Annotated in this window: 16 protein-coding genes; 9 read left to right on the forward strand and 7 right to left on the reverse strand. The window is 41.9% G+C overall.

Annotated elements, in window-relative coordinates; translation table 11 throughout:
* Positions 1–2: 2 nt before the first annotated feature.
* The 4 genes from lptM to mpl form a co-directional block, all read right to left on the reverse strand.
* Positions 3–236, reverse strand: a complete 234-nt coding sequence (gene lptM / locus NLF92_RS04665) for an LPS translocon maturation chaperone LptM (RefSeq protein WP_254099356.1) — start codon at positions 234–236, stop codon at positions 3–5.
* A gap of 152 nt (positions 237–388) precedes the next feature.
* Positions 389–1,183 carry a S1/P1 nuclease gene (locus NLF92_RS04670; RefSeq protein WP_254099358.1) on the reverse strand — a complete coding sequence of 265 codons (795 nt, stop codon included), beginning with the start codon at positions 1,181–1,183 and terminating at the stop codon, positions 389–391.
* Positions 1,184–1,242: 59 nt separating this feature from the next.
* Positions 1,243–1,857, reverse strand: a complete 615-nt coding sequence (locus NLF92_RS04675; RefSeq protein WP_254099360.1) for a flavin prenyltransferase UbiX — start codon at positions 1,855–1,857, stop codon at positions 1,243–1,245.
* 2 nt (positions 1,858–1,859) lie between these two features.
* Positions 1,860–3,224 (reverse strand): UDP-N-acetylmuramate:L-alanyl-gamma-D-glutamyl-meso-diaminopimelate ligase, encoded by a 1,365-nt coding sequence (gene mpl / locus NLF92_RS04680; protein ID WP_254099362.1) that lies wholly within the window; start codon positions 3,222–3,224, stop codon positions 1,860–1,862.
* Positions 3,225–3,368: 144 nt separating this feature from the next.
* Between mpl and NLF92_RS04685 the strand changes: the two genes are divergently transcribed.
* Entirely contained in the window at positions 3,369–4,340 is a 972-nt protein-coding gene (locus NLF92_RS04685) for a class 1 fructose-bisphosphatase (protein WP_254099364.1), read from the forward strand.
* Positions 4,341–4,427: 87 nt separating this feature from the next.
* Here NLF92_RS04685 and NLF92_RS04690 read toward each other — a convergent pair whose 3' ends face one another.
* Complete coding sequence (locus NLF92_RS04690) at positions 4,428–4,805, reverse strand: TlpA family protein disulfide reductase (protein WP_254099366.1); 378 nt, start codon at positions 4,803–4,805, stop codon at positions 4,428–4,430.
* 153 nt (positions 4,806–4,958) lie between these two features.
* On the opposite strand from NLF92_RS04690, the gene NLF92_RS04695 reads away from it, so the two are divergent.
* Entirely contained in the window at positions 4,959–5,417 is a 459-nt protein-coding gene (locus NLF92_RS04695) for a DUF3299 domain-containing protein (RefSeq protein WP_254099408.1), read from the forward strand.
* Between the two features lie 51 nt (positions 5,418–5,468).
* Here NLF92_RS04695 and NLF92_RS04700 read toward each other — a convergent pair whose 3' ends face one another.
* Positions 5,469–5,864 carry an acyl-CoA thioesterase gene (locus tag NLF92_RS04700; RefSeq protein WP_254099368.1) on the reverse strand — a complete coding sequence of 132 codons (396 nt, stop codon included), beginning with the start codon at positions 5,862–5,864 and terminating at the stop codon, positions 5,469–5,471.
* Positions 5,865–5,900: 36 nt separating this feature from the next.
* Positions 5,901–8,738 (reverse strand): excinuclease ABC subunit UvrA, encoded by a 2,838-nt coding sequence (gene uvrA / locus NLF92_RS04705; protein WP_254099370.1) that lies wholly within the window; start codon positions 8,736–8,738, stop codon positions 5,901–5,903.
* Positions 8,739–8,966: 228 nt separating this feature from the next.
* Between uvrA and NLF92_RS04710 the strand changes: the two genes are divergently transcribed.
* The 7 genes from NLF92_RS04710 to NLF92_RS04740 all read left to right on the forward strand — a co-directional run bounded on the left by NLF92_RS04710 (position 8,967) and on the right by NLF92_RS04740 (position 18,605).
* A complete protein-coding gene (locus NLF92_RS04710) occupies positions 8,967–10,316 on the forward strand; it encodes an MFS transporter (RefSeq protein WP_254099372.1) in 1,350 nt (449 codons plus the stop codon).
* 64 nt (positions 10,317–10,380) lie between these two features.
* Positions 10,381–10,941, forward strand: a complete 561-nt coding sequence (locus NLF92_RS04715; protein ID WP_254099373.1) for a single-stranded DNA-binding protein — start codon at positions 10,381–10,383, stop codon at positions 10,939–10,941.
* A gap of 154 nt (positions 10,942–11,095) precedes the next feature.
* The gene (locus tag NLF92_RS04720; RefSeq protein WP_254099374.1) at positions 11,096–12,352 is read left to right on the forward strand and encodes a tyrosine-type recombinase/integrase; all 1,257 of its coding nucleotides are present in this window, start codon (positions 11,096–11,098) and stop codon (positions 12,350–12,352) included.
* Positions 12,342–13,916: a site-specific integrase gene (locus NLF92_RS04725; RefSeq protein ID WP_254099375.1), complete on the forward strand. Its 1,575-nt coding sequence runs from the start codon at positions 12,342–12,344 to the stop codon at positions 13,914–13,916. Before NLF92_RS04720 ends, NLF92_RS04725 begins: the two co-directional genes overlap by 11 nt.
* Entirely contained in the window at positions 13,909–15,930 is a 2,022-nt protein-coding gene (locus tag NLF92_RS04730; protein ID WP_254099376.1) for an integrase, read from the forward strand. The genes NLF92_RS04725 and NLF92_RS04730 overlap by 8 nt, the downstream gene beginning before the upstream one ends.
* Complete coding sequence (locus NLF92_RS04735) at positions 15,923–16,342, forward strand: hypothetical protein (protein ID WP_254099377.1); 420 nt, start codon at positions 15,923–15,925, stop codon at positions 16,340–16,342. The genes NLF92_RS04730 and NLF92_RS04735 overlap by 8 nt, the downstream gene beginning before the upstream one ends.
* A 229-nt stretch (positions 16,343–16,571) precedes the next feature.
* Positions 16,572–18,605 carry a DUF262 domain-containing protein gene (locus tag NLF92_RS04740; protein WP_254099378.1) on the forward strand — a complete coding sequence of 678 codons (2,034 nt, stop codon included), beginning with the start codon at positions 16,572–16,574 and terminating at the stop codon, positions 18,603–18,605.
* The last annotated feature ends 4 nt before the right edge of the window (positions 18,606–18,609 follow it).

Consider the following 18,609-nt stretch of genomic DNA (forward strand, 5'->3'; position numbering starts at 1 on the left):
ACTTACTCGTTTGCATTAGGTTTGCTCGTCGAAGAAACGACAGCGCTGGGGCTTACAATTGCACTCACATCTGCAACAGAAACTGACACAACAGTTTTCGATGTTGCCAATCCGGTATTTGGTTTTGGTGCCTCTGGTGGTAGACGCAGTGGGCCTTTTTGACCACATGCAGATACACCCATTAACACTAACAAAACCAAAACACCGCGCGACCGTGATGTTGGGAAAAATTGCATAGCAAACCTAATTATTTATCATAGGCTTATGATCGGTAACCTCAGCCTAAAAAGCAAGTAAATTGTCGTGCAACTTTAGGATTTATCTTACTTTGTGGGGGATTTTGTCGCTTTTTTTTGAGCTTTGCCCAAAATCCCATTGCTATCCGGTCTTACTTTGCAAACATTTCATTTAAGTAAGCGGCAATCCGCACACCACCTTGAGATAAACGACGCTTGACGGTTGGCTTGTGTTCGTACAAATAATCCCAAGATAAACGGATTTTTTTGTTGTCTTCTACTTTCGGATAAACACCGTCGCGAAGCATTTTACTTTCTGCAATCCAGACCAGAGGATCTGGCTCCATCCAACGCTCTGCTTGCTCCTCAGTAATTTTAACTGATAACCATTCATACCATTCGGTATAAGATAGTTGCAAGCGATCAATCAAACCACTGTCCCATACTCGATGTAGATTTGAGTTAGACCAGAAAAACGATAATTTGACATCGTTCCCCCCTCTGTCTGTGCCATTCCCAACATGCAAAGGCTGATGCAAATCACCTATAATATGCACGATAAAATGCAATGCGCGGCGGCGTTCAGCTAATGATTTTGTCTCGTCTAGGACAATACTTCTGAACTTGTTTAATGCCGTATAAGAATCGCCTTGTGCCGGTGCACCTACCTCGTGATAATGTTTACCATCTGGTACTGTCACATAGTGATATGGCCCTGCTTCTTTTTGCCAAAATGGCGCCGGGTTTGAGCGATTTTCATCGGCATAACTAGAAATTTCAGCAAGAGATTCCAGCGGGAATAACTTCTTATAAGCCGCCTTTGCCTCTGGCGTTAAATATTGTTCTGCGATCTTCCCCGTGACACGGTGACCCACTTGCCCCCATGCGAATACTGATGAACTCGCCAGGGAACAAACTAAAGCTGCACTAAGTAACCATAAACGCATATTTCATTCCTATTCTATCAATTAACCGTTCAGCGCCCATTTACACTGAAAATTATGGATTATTTTTTGCCGTAACCCCAGCGTTGCATGATGGTTTGGTCCACACCAATATGGTCCAAAATACGTGCCACCACAAAATCAACCAGGTCGCTGATGGATTCAGGCTCATGATAAAAGCCGGGAGCAGCGGGCATAATAGTTGCGCCCATTTGCGATAGCTTTAACATATGTTCCAAATGGATGGTAGAAAACGGCATTTCACGAGGCACCAATATCAGTTGGCCACGCTCTTTTAGGACAACATCAGCCCCTCGCTCAATCAAATTATTACTCGCGCCGGTAGCAATTGCGGATAACGAACCTGTCGAACAAGGACAAACAATCATTTGTTTCGGTGCTGCAGAGCCAGAGGCAACTGGCGAAAACCATTCATCTTTGCCACAAACAACAATTTGCTCTGGTTGAGCATTAAATCGCTCAGTTAAGAATGCCGCCGTTGCTTCATTACCACTTGGAAATTTTATGTTTTCCTCGGTCGCAAATACGACTTTTGCAGCAGCAGAAATCAACACAAAGACTTGGTATTCTGCTGCCACTAATAACTCTAACAAACGCAAAGCATAAGGTGCACCCGAGGCGCCAGTAATCGCTAATGTAATTCGTTTATGATGCACGCTTAACTCCCTTGGGGATATTTTTCATTTAAAGCATTCAATAACTTAGCATGAATACCTGCAAATCCGCCATTGCTCATCACTAAAATATGATCAGATGGTTGTGCTTCTTTGATGACGGCTTCGACTAATTTATCGACATCTTGGTAGTTGTGAACTGGGACTTTACTGGCCGCTGCCACTTCATCGATTGACCAGCTGAGATTAGCCGGTTCAAAGATATATACCTCGTCAGAATCCTGCCAAGATTGGGTCAGTTCATGTTTATGAATACCAAGTTTCATCGTGTTCGAACGCGGCTCTAAAATCGCCAAAATTCGGTTAACGCCCACCTTTGCTCGTAACCCTTCAACGGTTGTTTTAATCGCAGTTGGGTGATGTGCAAAATCATCATAAACCGTCACATTTTCTACGATACCTTTGACCTCCATGCGCCGTTTTACATTCACAAATTCTGCTAATGATGCAATCGCCATAGGTACGGTCACTCCCACATTGTGTGCCGCAGCAATCGCCATCAGCCCATTATGTACGTTGTGGTCCCCAATTAAAGACCACTTTACTTCACCTTGTTCTGCACCGCGGTAGAAAACGGTAAATGATGACCCATCAGGAGTTGTTTTTTGAGCCTGCCAATCTTTGTTAATAAATTCTTGGGTAGTCCAACACCCCATCTCAATGACATCTTGCATGTTATAGTCATGTTTTTCTGACAAAATTAAACCATTTGCTGGTACTGAACGCACCAGATGGTGGAATTGTTTCTTGATAGCATTTAAATCATCAAAAATATCAGCATGGTCAAACTCAAGGTTATTTAACACCAAGGTTCGCGGACGATAATGGACAAATTTAGAGCGCTTATCAAAAAACGCACTATCATACTCATCCGCTTCAATAACGAAAAAATTACTATTGCCAACTCGCGCAGATACATCAAAATTTTCAGGCACACCACCGATTAAAAAGCCCGGTTCATATCCGGCATATTCTAAAATCCAAGCCAAAATACTAGAGGTCGATGTTTTGCCATGCGTTCCTGCAACCGCTAATACCCAACGATCTTTAAGGAGATTATCCAACAGCCATTGAGGCCCACTGGTATAAGGCAAATTTCGGTTCAATACATATTCTACTGCAGGATTGCCCCGAGACATCGCATTACCAATAATTACCATGTCCGGCTCAGGCTCAAACTGTGCCACGTCATACCCTTCAGTCAAGGTGATTCCAAGAGATTCAAGTTGTGTGCTCATCGGTGGATAAACATTTCGGTCCGAGCCAGTCACAGTGTGGCCTAAGGATTTAGCCAATGCGGCAATCCCGCCCATAAAGCTGCCACAAATACCCAAAATATGTACGTGCATAGAAAATTCTTATTCTGAAGGAAAAATATCATCATACTTTAGCAGATATCTTATAAATATCGTATAGGCGATTTAACATCGACTTAAAACACAGGTACACTGAATTAGAAATTTTCTAACCCTACAATGAAAGGCTTTAAACCTATGAAACGATTAAATTCCCGCCTGCAACAGGATGGTGCGCCGCTCGAATTAATCCTATTGATCCGTACTCTTTTAGCTGGTTGTAAAGAGATTTCTTTCCGTGTTAGCCAAGGTGCATTAGCCGGTGTACTAGGTTCGACTCTATCAGAAAACGTCCAAGGGGAGACCCAAAAGAAATTGGATGTTATCTCCAACCAAATTTTAAAAGATACGTTGGCTGAGTCAGGTTATGTAAAGGCCATCTCCTCGGAAGAAGAAGACGATGTTGTACCTTGTAACCCAGAAGGTAAGTACCTCGTCAGTTTTGACCCTCTAGACGGTTCATCTAATACTGAAATCAATTCATTGATTGGTACAATATTTTCTATTACCCACGCTCCACAGTGGATGGAACCAGATGATCCTTCGGCGTTCTTGCAACCGGGTACACAGATTGTAGCGGCTGGCTATGTACTGTATGGACCATCTACTATGCTAGCGATGACCACCGGCCGTGGTACTCATTTGTATACTTTGGATAAAACCCATGGTGGTTTCTTGGTAACCCAAGCGAACATCCAAATGCCTAAAGATACCGCAGAGTTTTCTATCAATGCCTCGAATCAAAGACACTGGGAAGCCCCTATCCAAAATTACGTATCCGATCTCATTGCGGGCACAGAAGGTCCTCGTCAGAAAGACTTCAACATGCGTTGGGTTGCGGCAATGGTTGGGGATATTCATCGCGTCTTGTGTCGTGGTGGTATCTTTGCTTATCCGTTTGATAAGCGCAATCCTAAAATGCCGGGTAAACTACGTTTGTTATACGAAGCAAATCCAATGGCATTCCTAGTGGAACAAGCTGGTGGAGCAGCCTCAACAGGTCATGGTCGGATTATGGAAGTGATGCCAACAGAAATTCATCAACGAGTGCCTGTGATTATTGGCTCTGAAAATGAAGTGAACACTTGTTTAGAGTATTACCAGAAATAGACCATATTAGTACAGCAACGCCAATCATCCATCCTGCGATAAACGGGTCTGGATGATTGTTTTTTTGTGAACAGCAATCCTTTTATTCTATGCCTTAAGGTAGCCTTTAAAACGTTGAGCGAGTTCAGCTAAACCATTTTTTGTAATGACTTCAACATTGTCACTATCAATAATCTTACCGTTTTGCACAAAAATCGTACGTGGATAACCATGGCCTCCACACAAATCGGTAAGTGCTGCGTGTTCATCAGATAGAAATATTTTGCGCTCGACTTGGACATTGACTTGGTGAACAGACAAACCCTTTACCTCTAAATCTTCAGCAAAGTCATTTATAAATAAGGATTGACGTTCCGTACAATCTGGACACCATTGCGCCACAATATTTAGCACAAATGTTTCAGCGTTGGCCAAACGTGCCATAATATCTTGGGGCGTAGCTTCGATTACTTTGGATAGAGCCATGCTCACACTCATCTTGATTCGGTTTATTGTCAAAAAAGTATATCTGTCAAAGGTATGACAAAGCAACACTGGCTAAGTTATACTCGCAACTTCTGTCAACTAAGGGCGTGTAAAGTGGTCTTTGATAATATACTAAGTAAGCATTCACTATTCATAAAAACACTGGTTATATTGGTTTTATTATTTTCCACATTGGTAAATGCGGATGAACCTAAAGAATTGTATTGGGAAGATATGGTACCTAAAAACTTCATTGCACCTGAGGTTACTGTGGACCATATGAATAATATGACACAAGCAGAACCTAATGCCCCGGTCGTACCTGAATTAGATGGTCAGTATGTAAAAATACCTGGGTTTGTTGTTCCCTTAGAAGGCACAGCGACAGAAACATCAGAGTTTTTGTTAGTACCCTACTTTGGCGCCTGTATTCATGTGCCACCCCCACCATCGAACCAAATTGTCTTCGTGAAGTTTGCTAAACCCGTACCTATTGATAATTTATACGATGCGGTGTGGGTAACCGGTAAACTAACCACCCAACGCTGGAGCGGTGATATTGCCTCGGTGAGTTATACACTCACAGGAGAAAATGTTGAGCCTTATGAATAGCCTATTGCTGACTATTGAGTCGTTATCGCCGAAAGAATCCAGAGGATTTGATTACTCAGGCACTAGCCAAGCATTCAATGCGGTTTTGTGTTCTGCACTTATCGGTGCAGAACAATTATTTTCATAATCGAAATGCACCATAGTCGTCGTTCCTTTTGCTACCAACTGTTCAGACTGCCAAACCTCTTGATAAACGGTAAACGAACTATTGCCGATTCGCGCTATCCCTGTTCTTACTTCAACGTCCGTTCCGTAGTGAATTTGTGCCACAAAATCAACCGTAAAACTCGCTAAAATAAGAGGCCACTTAGTTAAATCCAAAGTGGGATTAAAGACCTTAAAAACTGGCTCACGTGCAGTTTCAAACCATTGAGGGACAACGGTGTTATTAACATGCTTTAATGCATCTGTTTCACAAAAACGGATTTTAAACTTTTCACTAAACATAACTTATCCCCTGCACTATAAAACCCAAGTAAGACTTCAGCTGATTCGCTCTTGTAACATCGGTTTTAAGAATCGTCCAGTGTGTGATACTTCACTCTCTGCGACTTTTTCCGGCGTCCCCTCAGCAATGATTTGGCCACCTCCAGAACCACCTTCAGGTCCTAAATCGATGATCCAATCAGCCGTTTTAATCACGTCCAGATTGTGCTCAATAACCACCATCGTATTACCGGCATCACGCAGGCGATGCAAGACAAACATCAACTGCTTTATGTCATGAAAATGCAAACCTGTCGTTGGTTCATCTAGGATATACAACGTTTGTCCAGTATCGCGTTTGGATAGCTCTTTCGCTAACTTCACCCGCTGAGCCTCACCTCCTGATAGTGTAGTAGCGGCTTGACCTAGCTTGATATATGACAAACCAACATCCATTAGGGTTTGTAATTTACGGCTAATAGAAGGTATTGCATCAAAAAATTCTCGTGCATCTTCTACTGTCATTTCTAAAATTTCGTGAATATTCTTGCCTTTGAAACGTATTTCTAAGGTTTCACGATTGTAGCGTTTGCCAGCACATACATCACAAGGAACATATACATCAGGCAAAAAGTGCATTTCCACTTTGATGACACCATCACCCTGACAGGCTTCACAGCGTCCGCCTTTCACATTAAAACTAAATCGCCCTGCTTTATAACCACGTGAACGTGCTTCTTGGGTACCGGCAAAAATTTCTCTTATCGGAGTAAAGATACCTGCATATGTCGCTGGATTTGAACGTGGTGTACGCCCAATCGGTGACTGATCAATATCGACCACTTTATCCATCATCTCCAAACCAGTGATTTTTTTGTATGGCGCAGGCTCGTTAGTGGTCGCTTTATTGAGTTCGCGCTGCGCAATTTTATAAAAGGTATCGTTGATCAACGTTGACTTACCAGAACCGGACACCCCTGTTACGCAGGTCATCAAACCCGTAGGAATTTTCAGTGTAACGTCTTTGAGGTTATTCCCTGTCGCGCCTTCTAATTTAACCCAACCGTCTTTCTTTGGTTTATTTCGTTTTTTAGGGATATCAATTCCCTCGCGGCCTGACAAGTATTTACCCGTAAGTGAATTCGGCGAATTCATAATGTCTTCTAAAGAGCCTTCAGCGATAATTTCTCCCCCGTGCACACCAGCACCGGGCCCAATATCAACAATATAATCAGCTTCTTTAATAGCATCTTCATCATGCTCGACAACTAAAACAGTATTTCCTAAATCACGTAAATGACGTAGCGTTTTTAGTAAGCGTTCGTTATCGCGTTGATGCAAACCAATTGAGGGCTCATCCAATACATACATAACCCCCACTAAACCAGCACCAATCTGACTCGCTAGACGGATACGCTGTGCCTCACCACCAGATAAAGTATCTGCGCTTCGCTCTAGGGATAAGTAATTCAAACCAACGTTAACTAAGAAATTTAAACGGTCTTGAATTTCTTTTAAAATTTTCTCTGCAATCGCGGCTTTTTGGCCGGTTAAGGTCATATTTTGAAAAAAGTGTAGAGCATCAGCAATCGACATATGCGCCACAACTGGCAAATTCGTCCCTTCAATAAATACATTACGCGCCTCTAGACGTAAACGCGAACCTTGGCAGGTCGAACATGGCTGCTGGGCAAGATACTTAGATAACTCATCGCGCACTGAGTTAGATTCCGTATCTTTATAACGGCGCTCCATGTTTGGAATAATCCCTTCAAAAGGATGTTTGCGCTGCATGATATCGCCACGCTCGTTTATATATTTAAACGCGATCGACTGACCTTTGGAACCATTTAAAATGACATCCACCGCTTTTTTATCGAGCTCTTTAAATGGCACATTTAAGTCAAAATCATAATGCTCAGCCACGGCCTGAAGCATCTGGAAATAATAGAAACTGCGTTTGTCCCAGCCACGAATAGCGCCGCCCGATAAACTAATATCAGGATTGGTGATCACTCTTGAGGGATCAAAAAATTGTCTGGTACCCAAACCATCACAGGTTTGACATGCGCCGGCGGGGTTATTGAAAGAAAACAAGCGAGGTTCTAATTCAGCAATAGAGTACCCACAATGTGGACACGCAAAATTAGCTGAAAAGATAATCTCATCAGCATCAGGATCATCCATATAAGCAATTTTGGCATTTCCTGCAGATAAATTAAGTGCCGTTTCAAAAGATTCAGCTAAGCGTAATTGCAAATCGTCACGGACTTTAAATCGGTCTACCACAACTTCAATAGTGTGCTTTTTATGTAAATCTAAGGTAGGCGGATCGGATAGGTCGCATACTTCACCATCAATACGCGCTCGGATAAAGCCTTGTGCAGATAGGCTTTGCAAGGTATTTACGTGTTCACCTTTGCGCTCTTGGACCACTGGAGCCAATAGCATGAGCTTTGTCCCTTCAGGCATTGCAATAACGCGATCGACCATTTGTGAAATTGTTTGGGCATCTAAGGCAACATCATGCTCTGGACACTTTGGTGTGCCAACACGGGCAAACAACAAACGCAGATAATCATATATCTCAGTAATAGTGCCTACGGTAGAACGCGGGTTGTGCGATGTGGATTTTTGTTCAATCGAAATGGCAGGAGACAAACCTTCGATGTGGTCCACATCCGGCTTCTCCATCATAGATAAGAATTGACGGGCATAAGCAGAAAGTGATTCAACGTAACGACGCTGACCTTCAGCATATAAGGTATCAAAAGCTAGGGATGATTTTCCTGAACCTGACAAACCGGTAATGACGACAAGTTTGTCGCGTGGGAGATCGAGAGATATGTTTTTCAGGTTGTGGGTTCGAGCCCCGCGAACTTCAATTTTATCCATGGTATCCAAGTGCTGAATCATAAAAGATCAAGTATGCCATACCTAATCCAAAAAATAATATTTGTTTACGTTCATCTCCCTGTTTTTGTTCATTCTTTAGGACAATTATGTGCATTTCTTGCAGTACCAATGGCGTAGGTAAATTACCCATTAGCAAATGGGGAAAATATGCTAAACTGCGTGCACTTTTTCCTGTGTAGTACTGAATCAGATTTAAAGAGAAATTTTGTGAACGCAACCGAATTAAGAGCCGCACTTTCCCTCGCAAGTATCTACGTGATGCGTATGCTCGGCTTGTTTATGGTCATGCCAGTACTGGCAATCTTGGCAGTAGATTACCCGGACTTTTCAGCCTGGCATGTAGGTGTTGCTATCGGTGGTTATGGATTAACACAAGCGATTTTACAGATTCCATTTGGGATGCTCTCAGATAAAATAGGCCGTAAACCGGTTATATTAATAGGACTGATTTTTTTCGCTTTGGGCAGTTTCATTGCCGGTTATGCCGACAGTATGACATGGGTCATTATCGGCAGAGTTTTACAAGGTGCCGGGGCAATTGCCGGTGCGGTTATGGCTTTAGCGGCTGATGTTACCAGAGAAACACAACGCACTAAAGTCATGGCTATTATCGGTATCGCAATTGGGTTTTCTTTTTATCTCGCGTTATTGCTTGGACCTGTTTTAGCTAGAGATTATGGTTTATCTGGTCTATTTTTTATCACTGGTGGGTTCAGTATAGCGGGTATGTTCTTAGTTTTGTTTGTCGTACCCAATGCGCAAAATATAGCCCCTAGTGCTGACACACTCCCTCGGGCCGAGCAAGTGAAACGCTTGTTACTCCACCCACAACTGAAAATACTAAACCTGAGTGTGTGTTTTTTGCATCTTTTTATCACTGTGTTATTTGTCCAACTGCCCGGCATTTTAGTTGCCCAAGGTATTGCACTAGATGCCCAATGGGAAGTCTATTTACCGGTATTGTTGGTGTCTATTTTGGGATTAATGGTCTTTATGCGCATAGCCCAAAAACGAGCAAAAATCGTATTAATTATGAGTATCGCAACACTCATGGTCTGCTTCAACGGACTGCTCGCATATAGTTTGTCAGATGATTTTGCGCTGTGGCGAATTTATCTCATGGTGATAGTTTTCTTTATTGGTTTTAATTATTTAGAAGCCAATATACCGGCACTTGTTTCAGCCATCGCTCCTGCAGGCAAAAAAGGCACAGCGATGGGTATTTACGCGAGTTTTCAATTTTTTGGTGCATTTTTAGGCGGGATTATTTCTGGTCTTGCGATCGATAGTTTTTCTCCGACAGTGCTCTATACTGTGTGTATTGCGATTGGTGTGTTTTGGTTAATTTTAATCGGAAATTTGCGTAGCCATCAACGCGTAAAAAGGGTTACACTAGCATTAGATTTACAGAAATGGTCAGTGTCAGAACTCGCTGAAAAACTCAATGCGGTTACAGGTGTTCAGGACATAACGATTGTCGAAAATGAGAACGCAGCCTACCTCAAAGTAGATGCCAAAGCGTTTGCATTAGATCAAGCAAAAGCTGCAATTCAATAACGAAGAAAACGGACCGATTGTCTGTTCCTAGAAACGGTTGCAGCCCAAAAAGCAGAGGTGATTTATGGCGTCAAAAGGCGTAAACAAAGTGATATTAGTGGGTAATTTGGGGAACGATCCTGAAATGCGCGTTATGGGCAACGGTGGCGCTGTATGTAACCTAAGTATTGCAACATCTGAAAGTTGGAAAGACCAACAAGGTCAACAACAAGAAAGAACTGAATGGCACAAAGTTGTCATGTATCGTCGTTTGGCTGAAATCGCCGGCGAATATCTACGCAAAGGCTCCCAAGTTTACCTAGAAGGTAAATTACAAACACGTAAATGGCAGGACCAATCAGGTAATGACCGTTATACAACAGAAATTGTCGCGGACCAAATGCAAATGCTAGGTGGCCGCGGTAACGGCGGTGGCGCTCCTCAACAAGGTGGAAATCAAGGCAGTTACAACCAAGGTGGCGGTAATCAAGGTGGCTACAACCAGGGTGGCGGTAACCAAGGCGGTTATAACCAAGCTAGTAACTCAGGGTATCAAAAACCACAAGCTCCTGTACAACAGCCAGCAAGTGCACCTAAACCGATGGCTGAGCCAGACTTTGACTTTGATGACGATATTCCGTTCTAGAGTTTACCTGAGACATATTCTGTAAATAATTCTAATTAAGCCCTTATATATAAGGGCTTTTTTGTTTTTATGGTTAGAATTTTAGTGTAAAGAATTGGTTGACAATTATTTGCTTATTGTGTACCTTGATAAAATGTAAAGAATGGGGTGCGCAATGAATGGTGATTACGGAACAACTGTATTTGTGATGGATAGTGGAGAGCGATACTGTTTAGTGATCGACAAAGCTACAGGATTGCCTGTATTCCATCCTAATTTATTTCTCACTACTCAGGTTCGTAATACTAAGTCCAATTCATTTTCTTCTATCTCGTCAGCCGCTAATAGTTTAGTTGTGTTACTCCGTTTCTTGGACAGACGGACAATTGATCTCGAACAGCGAGTAATTAACAGAACATTCTTTGAAGTTCATGAGCTTGATGACCTAAGAGATTTCACCCAAAGGAAGTTTCTATCCAGTCCTGTCGATGATTCTGTGCTTTCTATGTTTTCACTAGAAGAATTGGAGGAAGCTGAGGGTTGTGTTGAGTCCTCAACTCAATATAATCGGTTAACGATAATTGCTGAATATCTGAAGTGGTTTACGAGTCACATTATTTCAAGACCTTCAACAATAGAGTCTAAGCAAATTGATGCAATTGAAACGCAGATTAAGTCTAGGCGTCCATCAAGGAAAGGACGCAATAACGACATAGACCGATCTATAGATGACATTCAATTAGATGCGTTGTTTGAGGTCATCCGAATTGGTTCTGAGCAAAACCCATTTACAGCGGAAGTTCAACGCAGGAACAGGCTAATAGTATTGTTGCTTTATCATCTAGGACTAAGAGGTGGAGAGTTACTTAACATCAAGGTCTCAGATATCGATTTTTCAAAGCACCAAGTGAAAGTTATCAGGCGTGCAGATGAAAAAGATGACCCGCGTGTGAATGAGCCAAATGTGAAAACGTTAGAGAGAACTTTGCCTGTATCGGAAACACTTAGCAAGGAATTACATGACTATGTGACAATAGATCGTCGCATGGTTCCTAATGCAAAGCGAAATAACTTTCTTTTTGTGACACACAAATCTGGTCCTACTGTTGGGCAGCCGATCTCGAAGTCTGGATACCATAAAGTAATGACTGTCGTAAAAGCAGTTTCACCAAAACTATATGCTTTGACAGGGCATAAGCTCAGGCATACATGGAACCGTAAGTTTTCCGAGCTTATGGATTCAATGGACAACCCCCCAAGTGAAGAAAGGCAAGAGCAAATTCGTTCTTATTTGATGGGCTGGAAACCCGGCTCTGGGTCTGCCGCACATTACAACAAGCGCTTTAGACAAGAGCAGGCAAATAAGGCTGCTTTAGCACTTCAAGAGAGCAGCGGGACTCGTCTACCAAAGGATTTACGTAATGATGAATGAAGAAAAGAAGCAGTTATTAGTCATTCATAATGGTTCTACAGCAAGGATACAAGCTAAGGCAAAGGGTTATGACTTTGATGTTAACGACACTACTTGGGTTTTGGATAAAAATACCTCTACTAATTTGAGTGTAATTCATAATTCCTTATCCGGCGAAGTGTTGAATGGATGTTTAAGTGCGCTCAGTTTTTATGCATCAAATCTTTCATCAAGCCATACAAAAAATGTTGTTGAACGCTTTCAGCATTTGCTTCGAGAGACCGGAGCCAATGAAATAACTGATACTGTATTGATTAATTACCGCGCATCTTTGACCAAGGCAACAGAATGGTATTTAGGCACTATCAGAGGGTTTTTACGGCGATGGTATCAGCTTGGCTATTTTGGCATTAGCGAAGAAATTATTACGTTGCTCGACGGTTGGACTATTAAAGGTAATCGTAAAGGCGATGCCGTTAAACGAAAAGATCCAACCCAAGGACCACTAACAGATAATGAGTTGCAAGCCTTCAACGAAGGCGTCGTTAAAGCTTATGAGCTAGATCAGATCAAAACCTCAGATTTAGCCATTTCACTGGTGACGAGTAACACTGGACGGCGACCAATACAGATTTCTCATTTAAGAGTTGTTGATGTTCTTTGCGGGACTAACAACAAAGGTGAACCCTTCTATGTGCTTAATGTCCCCAGAGGCAAGCATGGCGAAGGCTTCAGAGCTGAATTTAAACCTTTTGCGATCACCCATGAGCTATGGTCCATTCTGTCTGCTCAAGCCAAGAATGCGGTCACCTTAACAGAGAAAAAATTGGGGTTTCAGTTGCAAGAACAAGATCGGCAACAAATTCCATTGTTCCCGGATTACAGGGTATTACTTCAAGTTACTTCTCCAGCCGAATATCGAGCGTTACTGACAAGTGACAAATTACATATGTCTGCTGCGGAAGTAACAGACATTCTCCATTTTGCTGCCGAAGAAGCTGGCGTTAAATCAGAGCGTACGGGAGAGAACCTATTTATAAATGCTCGCCGCTTTAGATATACAACAGGAACCAGAGCTGCCCGTGAGGGATTCGGAGAGTTGGTGATTGCAGAACTACTTGATCATCGAGACACACAAAACGCAGGAGTGTACGTAAAAAACATACCGGAACATGTTGAACGACTTGATGCAGCGGTAGGTTTTCAACTCGCACCATATGCTCAGGCATTTGCAGGTGTATTGGTTGATTCAGAGAAGGAAGCCGAACGAGGTGATGATCCATCAAGTAGGATTCGTACTGGAGTTGGTAAAGGTGTTGGCACATGCGGCGAGCATGGTTTTTGTGGTGCTAATGTACCTATCCCCTGTTACACATGTATTCATTTTCAGCCTTGGCTAGATGGCCCGCATCAGGAAGTTTATCAAGACTTGCTGGATGAGCGAGAACGAGTGAAAAGCATTACTGGTGACATTGAAATTGCGGCAGTTCTGGATAGAAGTATTGTCGCTGTTGCTGATGTTATTTTGCGATGTGAAAAGCGCAGGGCTGAACTTCAGAAGCAAGGAGAGTGTAACAATGGCTAATTTGTTCCATTTTAAACCGCGAGCCGAAATTACAGCCGAGGAAAACCTTCGCGCTTTTATTAATAAATGTCGCGACGAACTTACGGTGTTTGGTTCGGAGCTGGACTGGAATGCTCATGTTTGGCCAAAATTAGCTGTGTTCGCCAAGCTAGGTGTGACCACTCGTAAACCAAGACCTGAGCAATTGATGGCTGATGATTTTGTTGAATTTGCCAAGGCATATTTTCGTTATCAACAAGGCCATAAACCGACTGGTACAAAGAATGAACTAAAGGCTCTAAGAGCCGTTGAATCAGCACTCATCCAAGTGAATGGTAATGCTTCGATTGTGGGGTTATCCATTGTTTGTTTGGATGAGGCGATTGTACTTACTAAGCAACATTATTCTGACGGAGGTGCATATCACTGCGGAAGAGAGATAGAACGATTAGCGAGATTTGTTTCAACCCATCATCTAATCCCTGCAAATTTGAAGACATGGAAGAGTCCTATTCCGAGGCCCAGCGATACAACAAAAACGGGCAAAGAAGCAAAGGCGGCAAGAGATAAAAAGTTGCCAGATGAGATCGCTTTGAATGCATTGGCAGAGATATTTGCCAGCGACCCTAGCGACGGTCGAGACATATTCACAACTTCAGTATTTGCGATGTTAATGTCTGCGCCTTCAAGAATTTCTGAAATTCTTGCATTGCCCGCAGACTGTGAAGTAATAGAGAAGGACAATAATGGCGTCGAACGCTATGGTTGGCGTTTCTTTTCTGGAAAAGGCTTTGAAGGCGATATTAAGTGGATTCCCACTGTAATGGTTGAGGTCGCGAAAACCGCAGTCAAACGCGCAAAACAATTATCGTCAGAAGCTAGAAAACTGGCTACATGGATAGAAAAGCACCCTGACAAATTCTACCGACATAAAAATTGTCCTAAGGTAGCTGATGACGAACCTCTCACAGCAACACAAGTTTGCCAAGCATTGGGACTAAAAAATGACAGAGCTTTAACAAACCTCCGTAGTAGAGGGTTGGCTACTCAAGACGGTAGGTATACGTTGGATACTCTATGTCTTCATATTCAAGAGCGTTTACCTGATGATTTTCCTTTTTTTGACCGAGAGAAAGGGATTAAGTACAGCAATGCATTGTTTGCATTAAACAAAAATCAATTTCATGGCAACCGTGGCTGCTTGCCTGTTGAATTGCATCAGCCCACAAACAACTTTTTCAACAACGACATTATAATTAGAAACATTCTGGGACATGCCCATCGAAACATCTTTGACCGGCATGATTACCGTTCTGCGACCGGACAACGCTTAAAAGTAACTTCGCATCAGGCACGGCACTTGTTGAATACCATTGCGCAACGCGGTGGCCTCTCAAACCTCGAAATAGCCAAATGGTCAGGTCGCGCAGACGTGAGGCAAAATCGCACTTACAACCATATGACTGAGTACGAGTTGGTCGCTATGGCGGAAAAGATTGATACATCCAAAACGATGTTTGGCCCTGTTGGAGAAGTTAGCAAGAACTTACCTGTTACGGCACAAGAATTTAACACATTAGAGCAAGCTGCGGCACATGTTACCGAGTTTGGTTTCTGTGTTCATGACTACACAATGAGTCCGTGTGAAAAATATCGTGATTGTATCAACTGTTCAGAGCAGGTCTGCATAAAAGGAGACTCATCAAAACTAGAGCGCATGAAGGAGCGTTTGGTAAGAACAGAGGGTCTATTGAAAAATTCGGAAAAAGTTGTTGAAGAGGGCGATGCAGGGGCTGACAGGTGGTTTACCTATCACCAAAAAACAGCAACTAGGTTACGTGAGTTAGTCAGCATAATTGAAAACCCTGAGATCGAAGAAGGCGCACAGATTAAATTACGTGGCAATGACTTCAGTCAGTTACGCCGTGTCGCGCAGAAAAAAGCGGTGGAATCTATTAGTAGTGATCATCCTGATAACGAAGAGGCATCAGTATTAGAAGATATCTCTAAAATGCTTGGAGGCGGAATTGGCTAAACATCTCAACAGACAAGATATTTCTGCAATCGTTAATCTGATTCGGGGGTGGGAGGAAGCAAAACTTACGTGGTCTGCCATTTGCGAAGAAGCTGCACCCTTGGTAGGTAAGTTCCCTACGAGGCAGTCGCTCAACGCGCATGAGGCCATCACAACTGCTTATCAGGCGAAAAAAGATGCGTTAAAAGGGAAAGCCCCTAAAAAACCTCGTCCAGCTAGCTTAAATGCCGCTGCGTCACGCATTGCAAACCTCGAAGCTGAATTAGTAGAGCTCAAAGAGCAAAACCGCAAATACAAGCAAATGTTTACGATCTGGCAATACAATGCATATAAAAAAGGGATTAAAGAGTCCCAACTCAACATGCCCTTGCCCAAAATTGATCGTGAACGTTCAGATAACCAAAAACGGTGAATTGAATGGCAGACGGGCAGCAAAAAGTCCGACAAACTCCAGTGAGAATAAACTTCAGGTGTGAAAACTAACGGCCGCACAATTAGCATTTTTTAAACGAATTGATTTGCTAGTTTCACATGTTTACGTTTGATTCAAGTCAGAAGATTTACTGCGGCACTTATATCCAACTTCGTAAAATTGTGTAATGATTAGTTAACTTTAATTAGGGAAGATAGGAGAGAGGTCTATGAATTTATATGATGAAACCTACGCTCAAGCACAATTTGAGAAAATATTTCGTAATCATTTGAAGGTCGAGTCGTATTCTATGTCCATTGATACGATGTTCCACATTCGCTCGAGAAAAAAAACGATATATGACCCGTATTATCAGCGTAATTATGTTTGGGACTCGAGAAAAGCTACGTATTTCATCGAGAGTATAATTTTAGGTACAGAAATCCCACCGCTTATTTTCTTTGGTGCAGAAAACGAGAAAGAAGTTATAGACGGTCGACAGCGATATGAAACGATTTTGAGATTTCAGAAAGATGAATTTAAGTTAGTGGAATCAGGGCTTTCACAATTTAAATCACTGAAAGGTAAGAGCTTCTCGACCTTGCCTGAAAATGTGATGAATATTTTTCTCGATGCTACACTAAGGATCATAGAGTTTCGAGTCGTAAACGAACCTATACTAGATCCGCTATTACAGGATAAGGTAAAAAAAGAAATTTTTGGGAGATACAATACTGGGATTACCCCACTAAAAAAATTCGAGATTGATAATGCGATTTTTGATTCAGATGATTTAACAAATTATCTAAAAGGATCGCTGCGTGAAGATGAAGCACTCTTGGCAAAAATTTCAAAATTGTTTTTTAATTTTAGAGGGAGTCGTGACGAAAATAAAATCTTAAGCGAAGTATTATCTTTTGTTAGAGACATCATCACAAAATATAAAATCCCTCTTTGTTATTATTCTGAAGCTACAAAAAGAGATTTATCCCGCCATTTTTATGAACAGCTAGCTGATTCATCTCCTGATCCCGAGATAATTTTTCAGGACTTTAAAGACAAAATTGATATAACCGATCAACTTCGAGATGTTCTCGAATCTTCAAATATCGAAGATAACAAGTTGATGTATGAATGCTTTACCTGGGGATTATACATCCTCAGTAATGAGGGACGATTTTCTACGGAGGTAATCGACAAGTTTAAGGATTTCTTTGTTGAGAAGTGTATATCTGAACCAGATACCTACACGATGGTTGATCATGGTTTCAGAAACCAAGTGCTCCACCGTTACCGCGCTACTTTAGAGATATTAGAAAAGAGTACTGAGGCTAACTTAGGTATTTATGATCAGAGAAACAATGAGCTTAAGCAAGGCATAAAAAAGGAGGACATGATTGATGATAAGTTGGATGAACTTGAATCATTACGAATAAACAAACCAGATCCGACTCGAACACCAATTGAATCAATACTCGGAGTTTTAAAAAGGCGCAAGTTTTTGCTGCGGCCGAGTTACCAACGACAAGAGTCAATTAATATTACGAAGGCTAGCGGGATAATTGAGAGCGTATTATTAGGAATAAATTTACCTGCAATCTTTGTTTTTAAGAGAGATGATGCAATCAATGAAGTAATTGACGGACAGCAACGGTTGCTTACTTTCCTTGGGTTTATAGGCGAAGGGTTCATTGATGAAAACAATGAGTTCCAAGAGCCAAAACTGAAAAATTTCAAGTTGAAAAATATGAGGGTTTTGAAAGAGTTCGAGGGCTTATCATTTTCTGAGCTTCCATCTAATATGCAGGATAAAGTATGGGATTTCGAAATGTTTGTCGTAACTATCGACGCAAAAATAAACCCAAGTTTTGATCCAATCGATTTATTTATACGGCTAAATGATAAACCGTATCCAATTCGCGAGCACAGTTTCGAAATGTGGAACTCGTGGATTCATCCAGAGGTTACATCTTCAATAAAGGGATTTGCTAAAGAGATAAAAGAGTGGTTTTACGTCAAAAAACCAACAGGAAAAAACTATAGAGACAGAATGGAAAATGAAGAGCTTATTACTGCTTTGGCCTATCTGGACTATAAAGATGAATCCGCAGAACACCTGAAAGCATTGAATGTTTATCAAAAAGAAACGCGCATCAATGCACGTCTAAAAAATAAAAAAGACATTTCGAGTTTATTAAACAAACTAATACTTCCCTCTCTGTCAGACTACCTGTCGCGTTTAAAATTTAACCACTATAGTTAATTTG

The organism is Opacimonas viscosa (assembly GCF_024199005.1).
In the GTDB taxonomy this organism is placed as follows: Bacteria; Pseudomonadota; Gammaproteobacteria; order Enterobacterales; family Alteromonadaceae; genus Opacimonas; species Opacimonas viscosa.

Excerpts from the sequence above, each read along its gene's own strand:
- NLF92_RS04730 (WP_254099376.1), top strand. The coding sequence starts at position 13,909 with ATGGCTAATTTGTTCCATTTTAAACCGCGAGCCGAAATTACAGCCGAG.
- NLF92_RS04725 (WP_254099375.1), top strand. The coding sequence starts at position 12,342 with ATGATGAATGAAGAAAAGAAGCAGTTATTAGTCATTCATAATGGTTCT.
- NLF92_RS04690 (WP_254099366.1), bottom strand. The coding sequence starts at position 4,805 with ATGGCTCTATCCAAAGTAATCGAAGCTACGCCCCAAGATATTATGGCA.
- lptM (WP_254099356.1), bottom strand. The coding sequence starts at position 236 with ATGCAATTTTTCCCAACATCACGGTCGCGCGGTGTTTTGGTTTTGTTA.
- NLF92_RS04715 (WP_254099373.1), top strand. The coding sequence starts at position 10,381 with ATGGCGTCAAAAGGCGTAAACAAAGTGATATTAGTGGGTAATTTGGGG.
- NLF92_RS04670 (WP_254099358.1), bottom strand. The coding sequence starts at position 1,183 with ATGCGTTTATGGTTACTTAGTGCAGCTTTAGTTTGTTCCCTGGCGAGT.
- uvrA (WP_254099370.1), bottom strand. The coding sequence starts at position 8,738 with ATGGATAAAATTGAAGTTCGCGGGGCTCGAACCCACAACCTGAAAAAC.
- NLF92_RS04740 (WP_254099378.1), top strand. The coding sequence starts at position 16,572 with ATGAATTTATATGATGAAACCTACGCTCAAGCACAATTTGAGAAAATA.
- NLF92_RS04700 (WP_254099368.1), bottom strand. The coding sequence starts at position 5,864 with ATGTTTAGTGAAAAGTTTAAAATCCGTTTTTGTGAAACAGATGCATTA.
- mpl (WP_254099362.1), bottom strand. The coding sequence starts at position 3,224 with ATGCACGTACATATTTTGGGTATTTGTGGCAGCTTTATGGGCGGGATT.
- NLF92_RS04720 (WP_254099374.1), top strand. The coding sequence starts at position 11,096 with ATGAATGGTGATTACGGAACAACTGTATTTGTGATGGATAGTGGAGAG.
- NLF92_RS04685 (WP_254099364.1), top strand. The coding sequence starts at position 3,369 with ATGAAACGATTAAATTCCCGCCTGCAACAGGATGGTGCGCCGCTCGAA.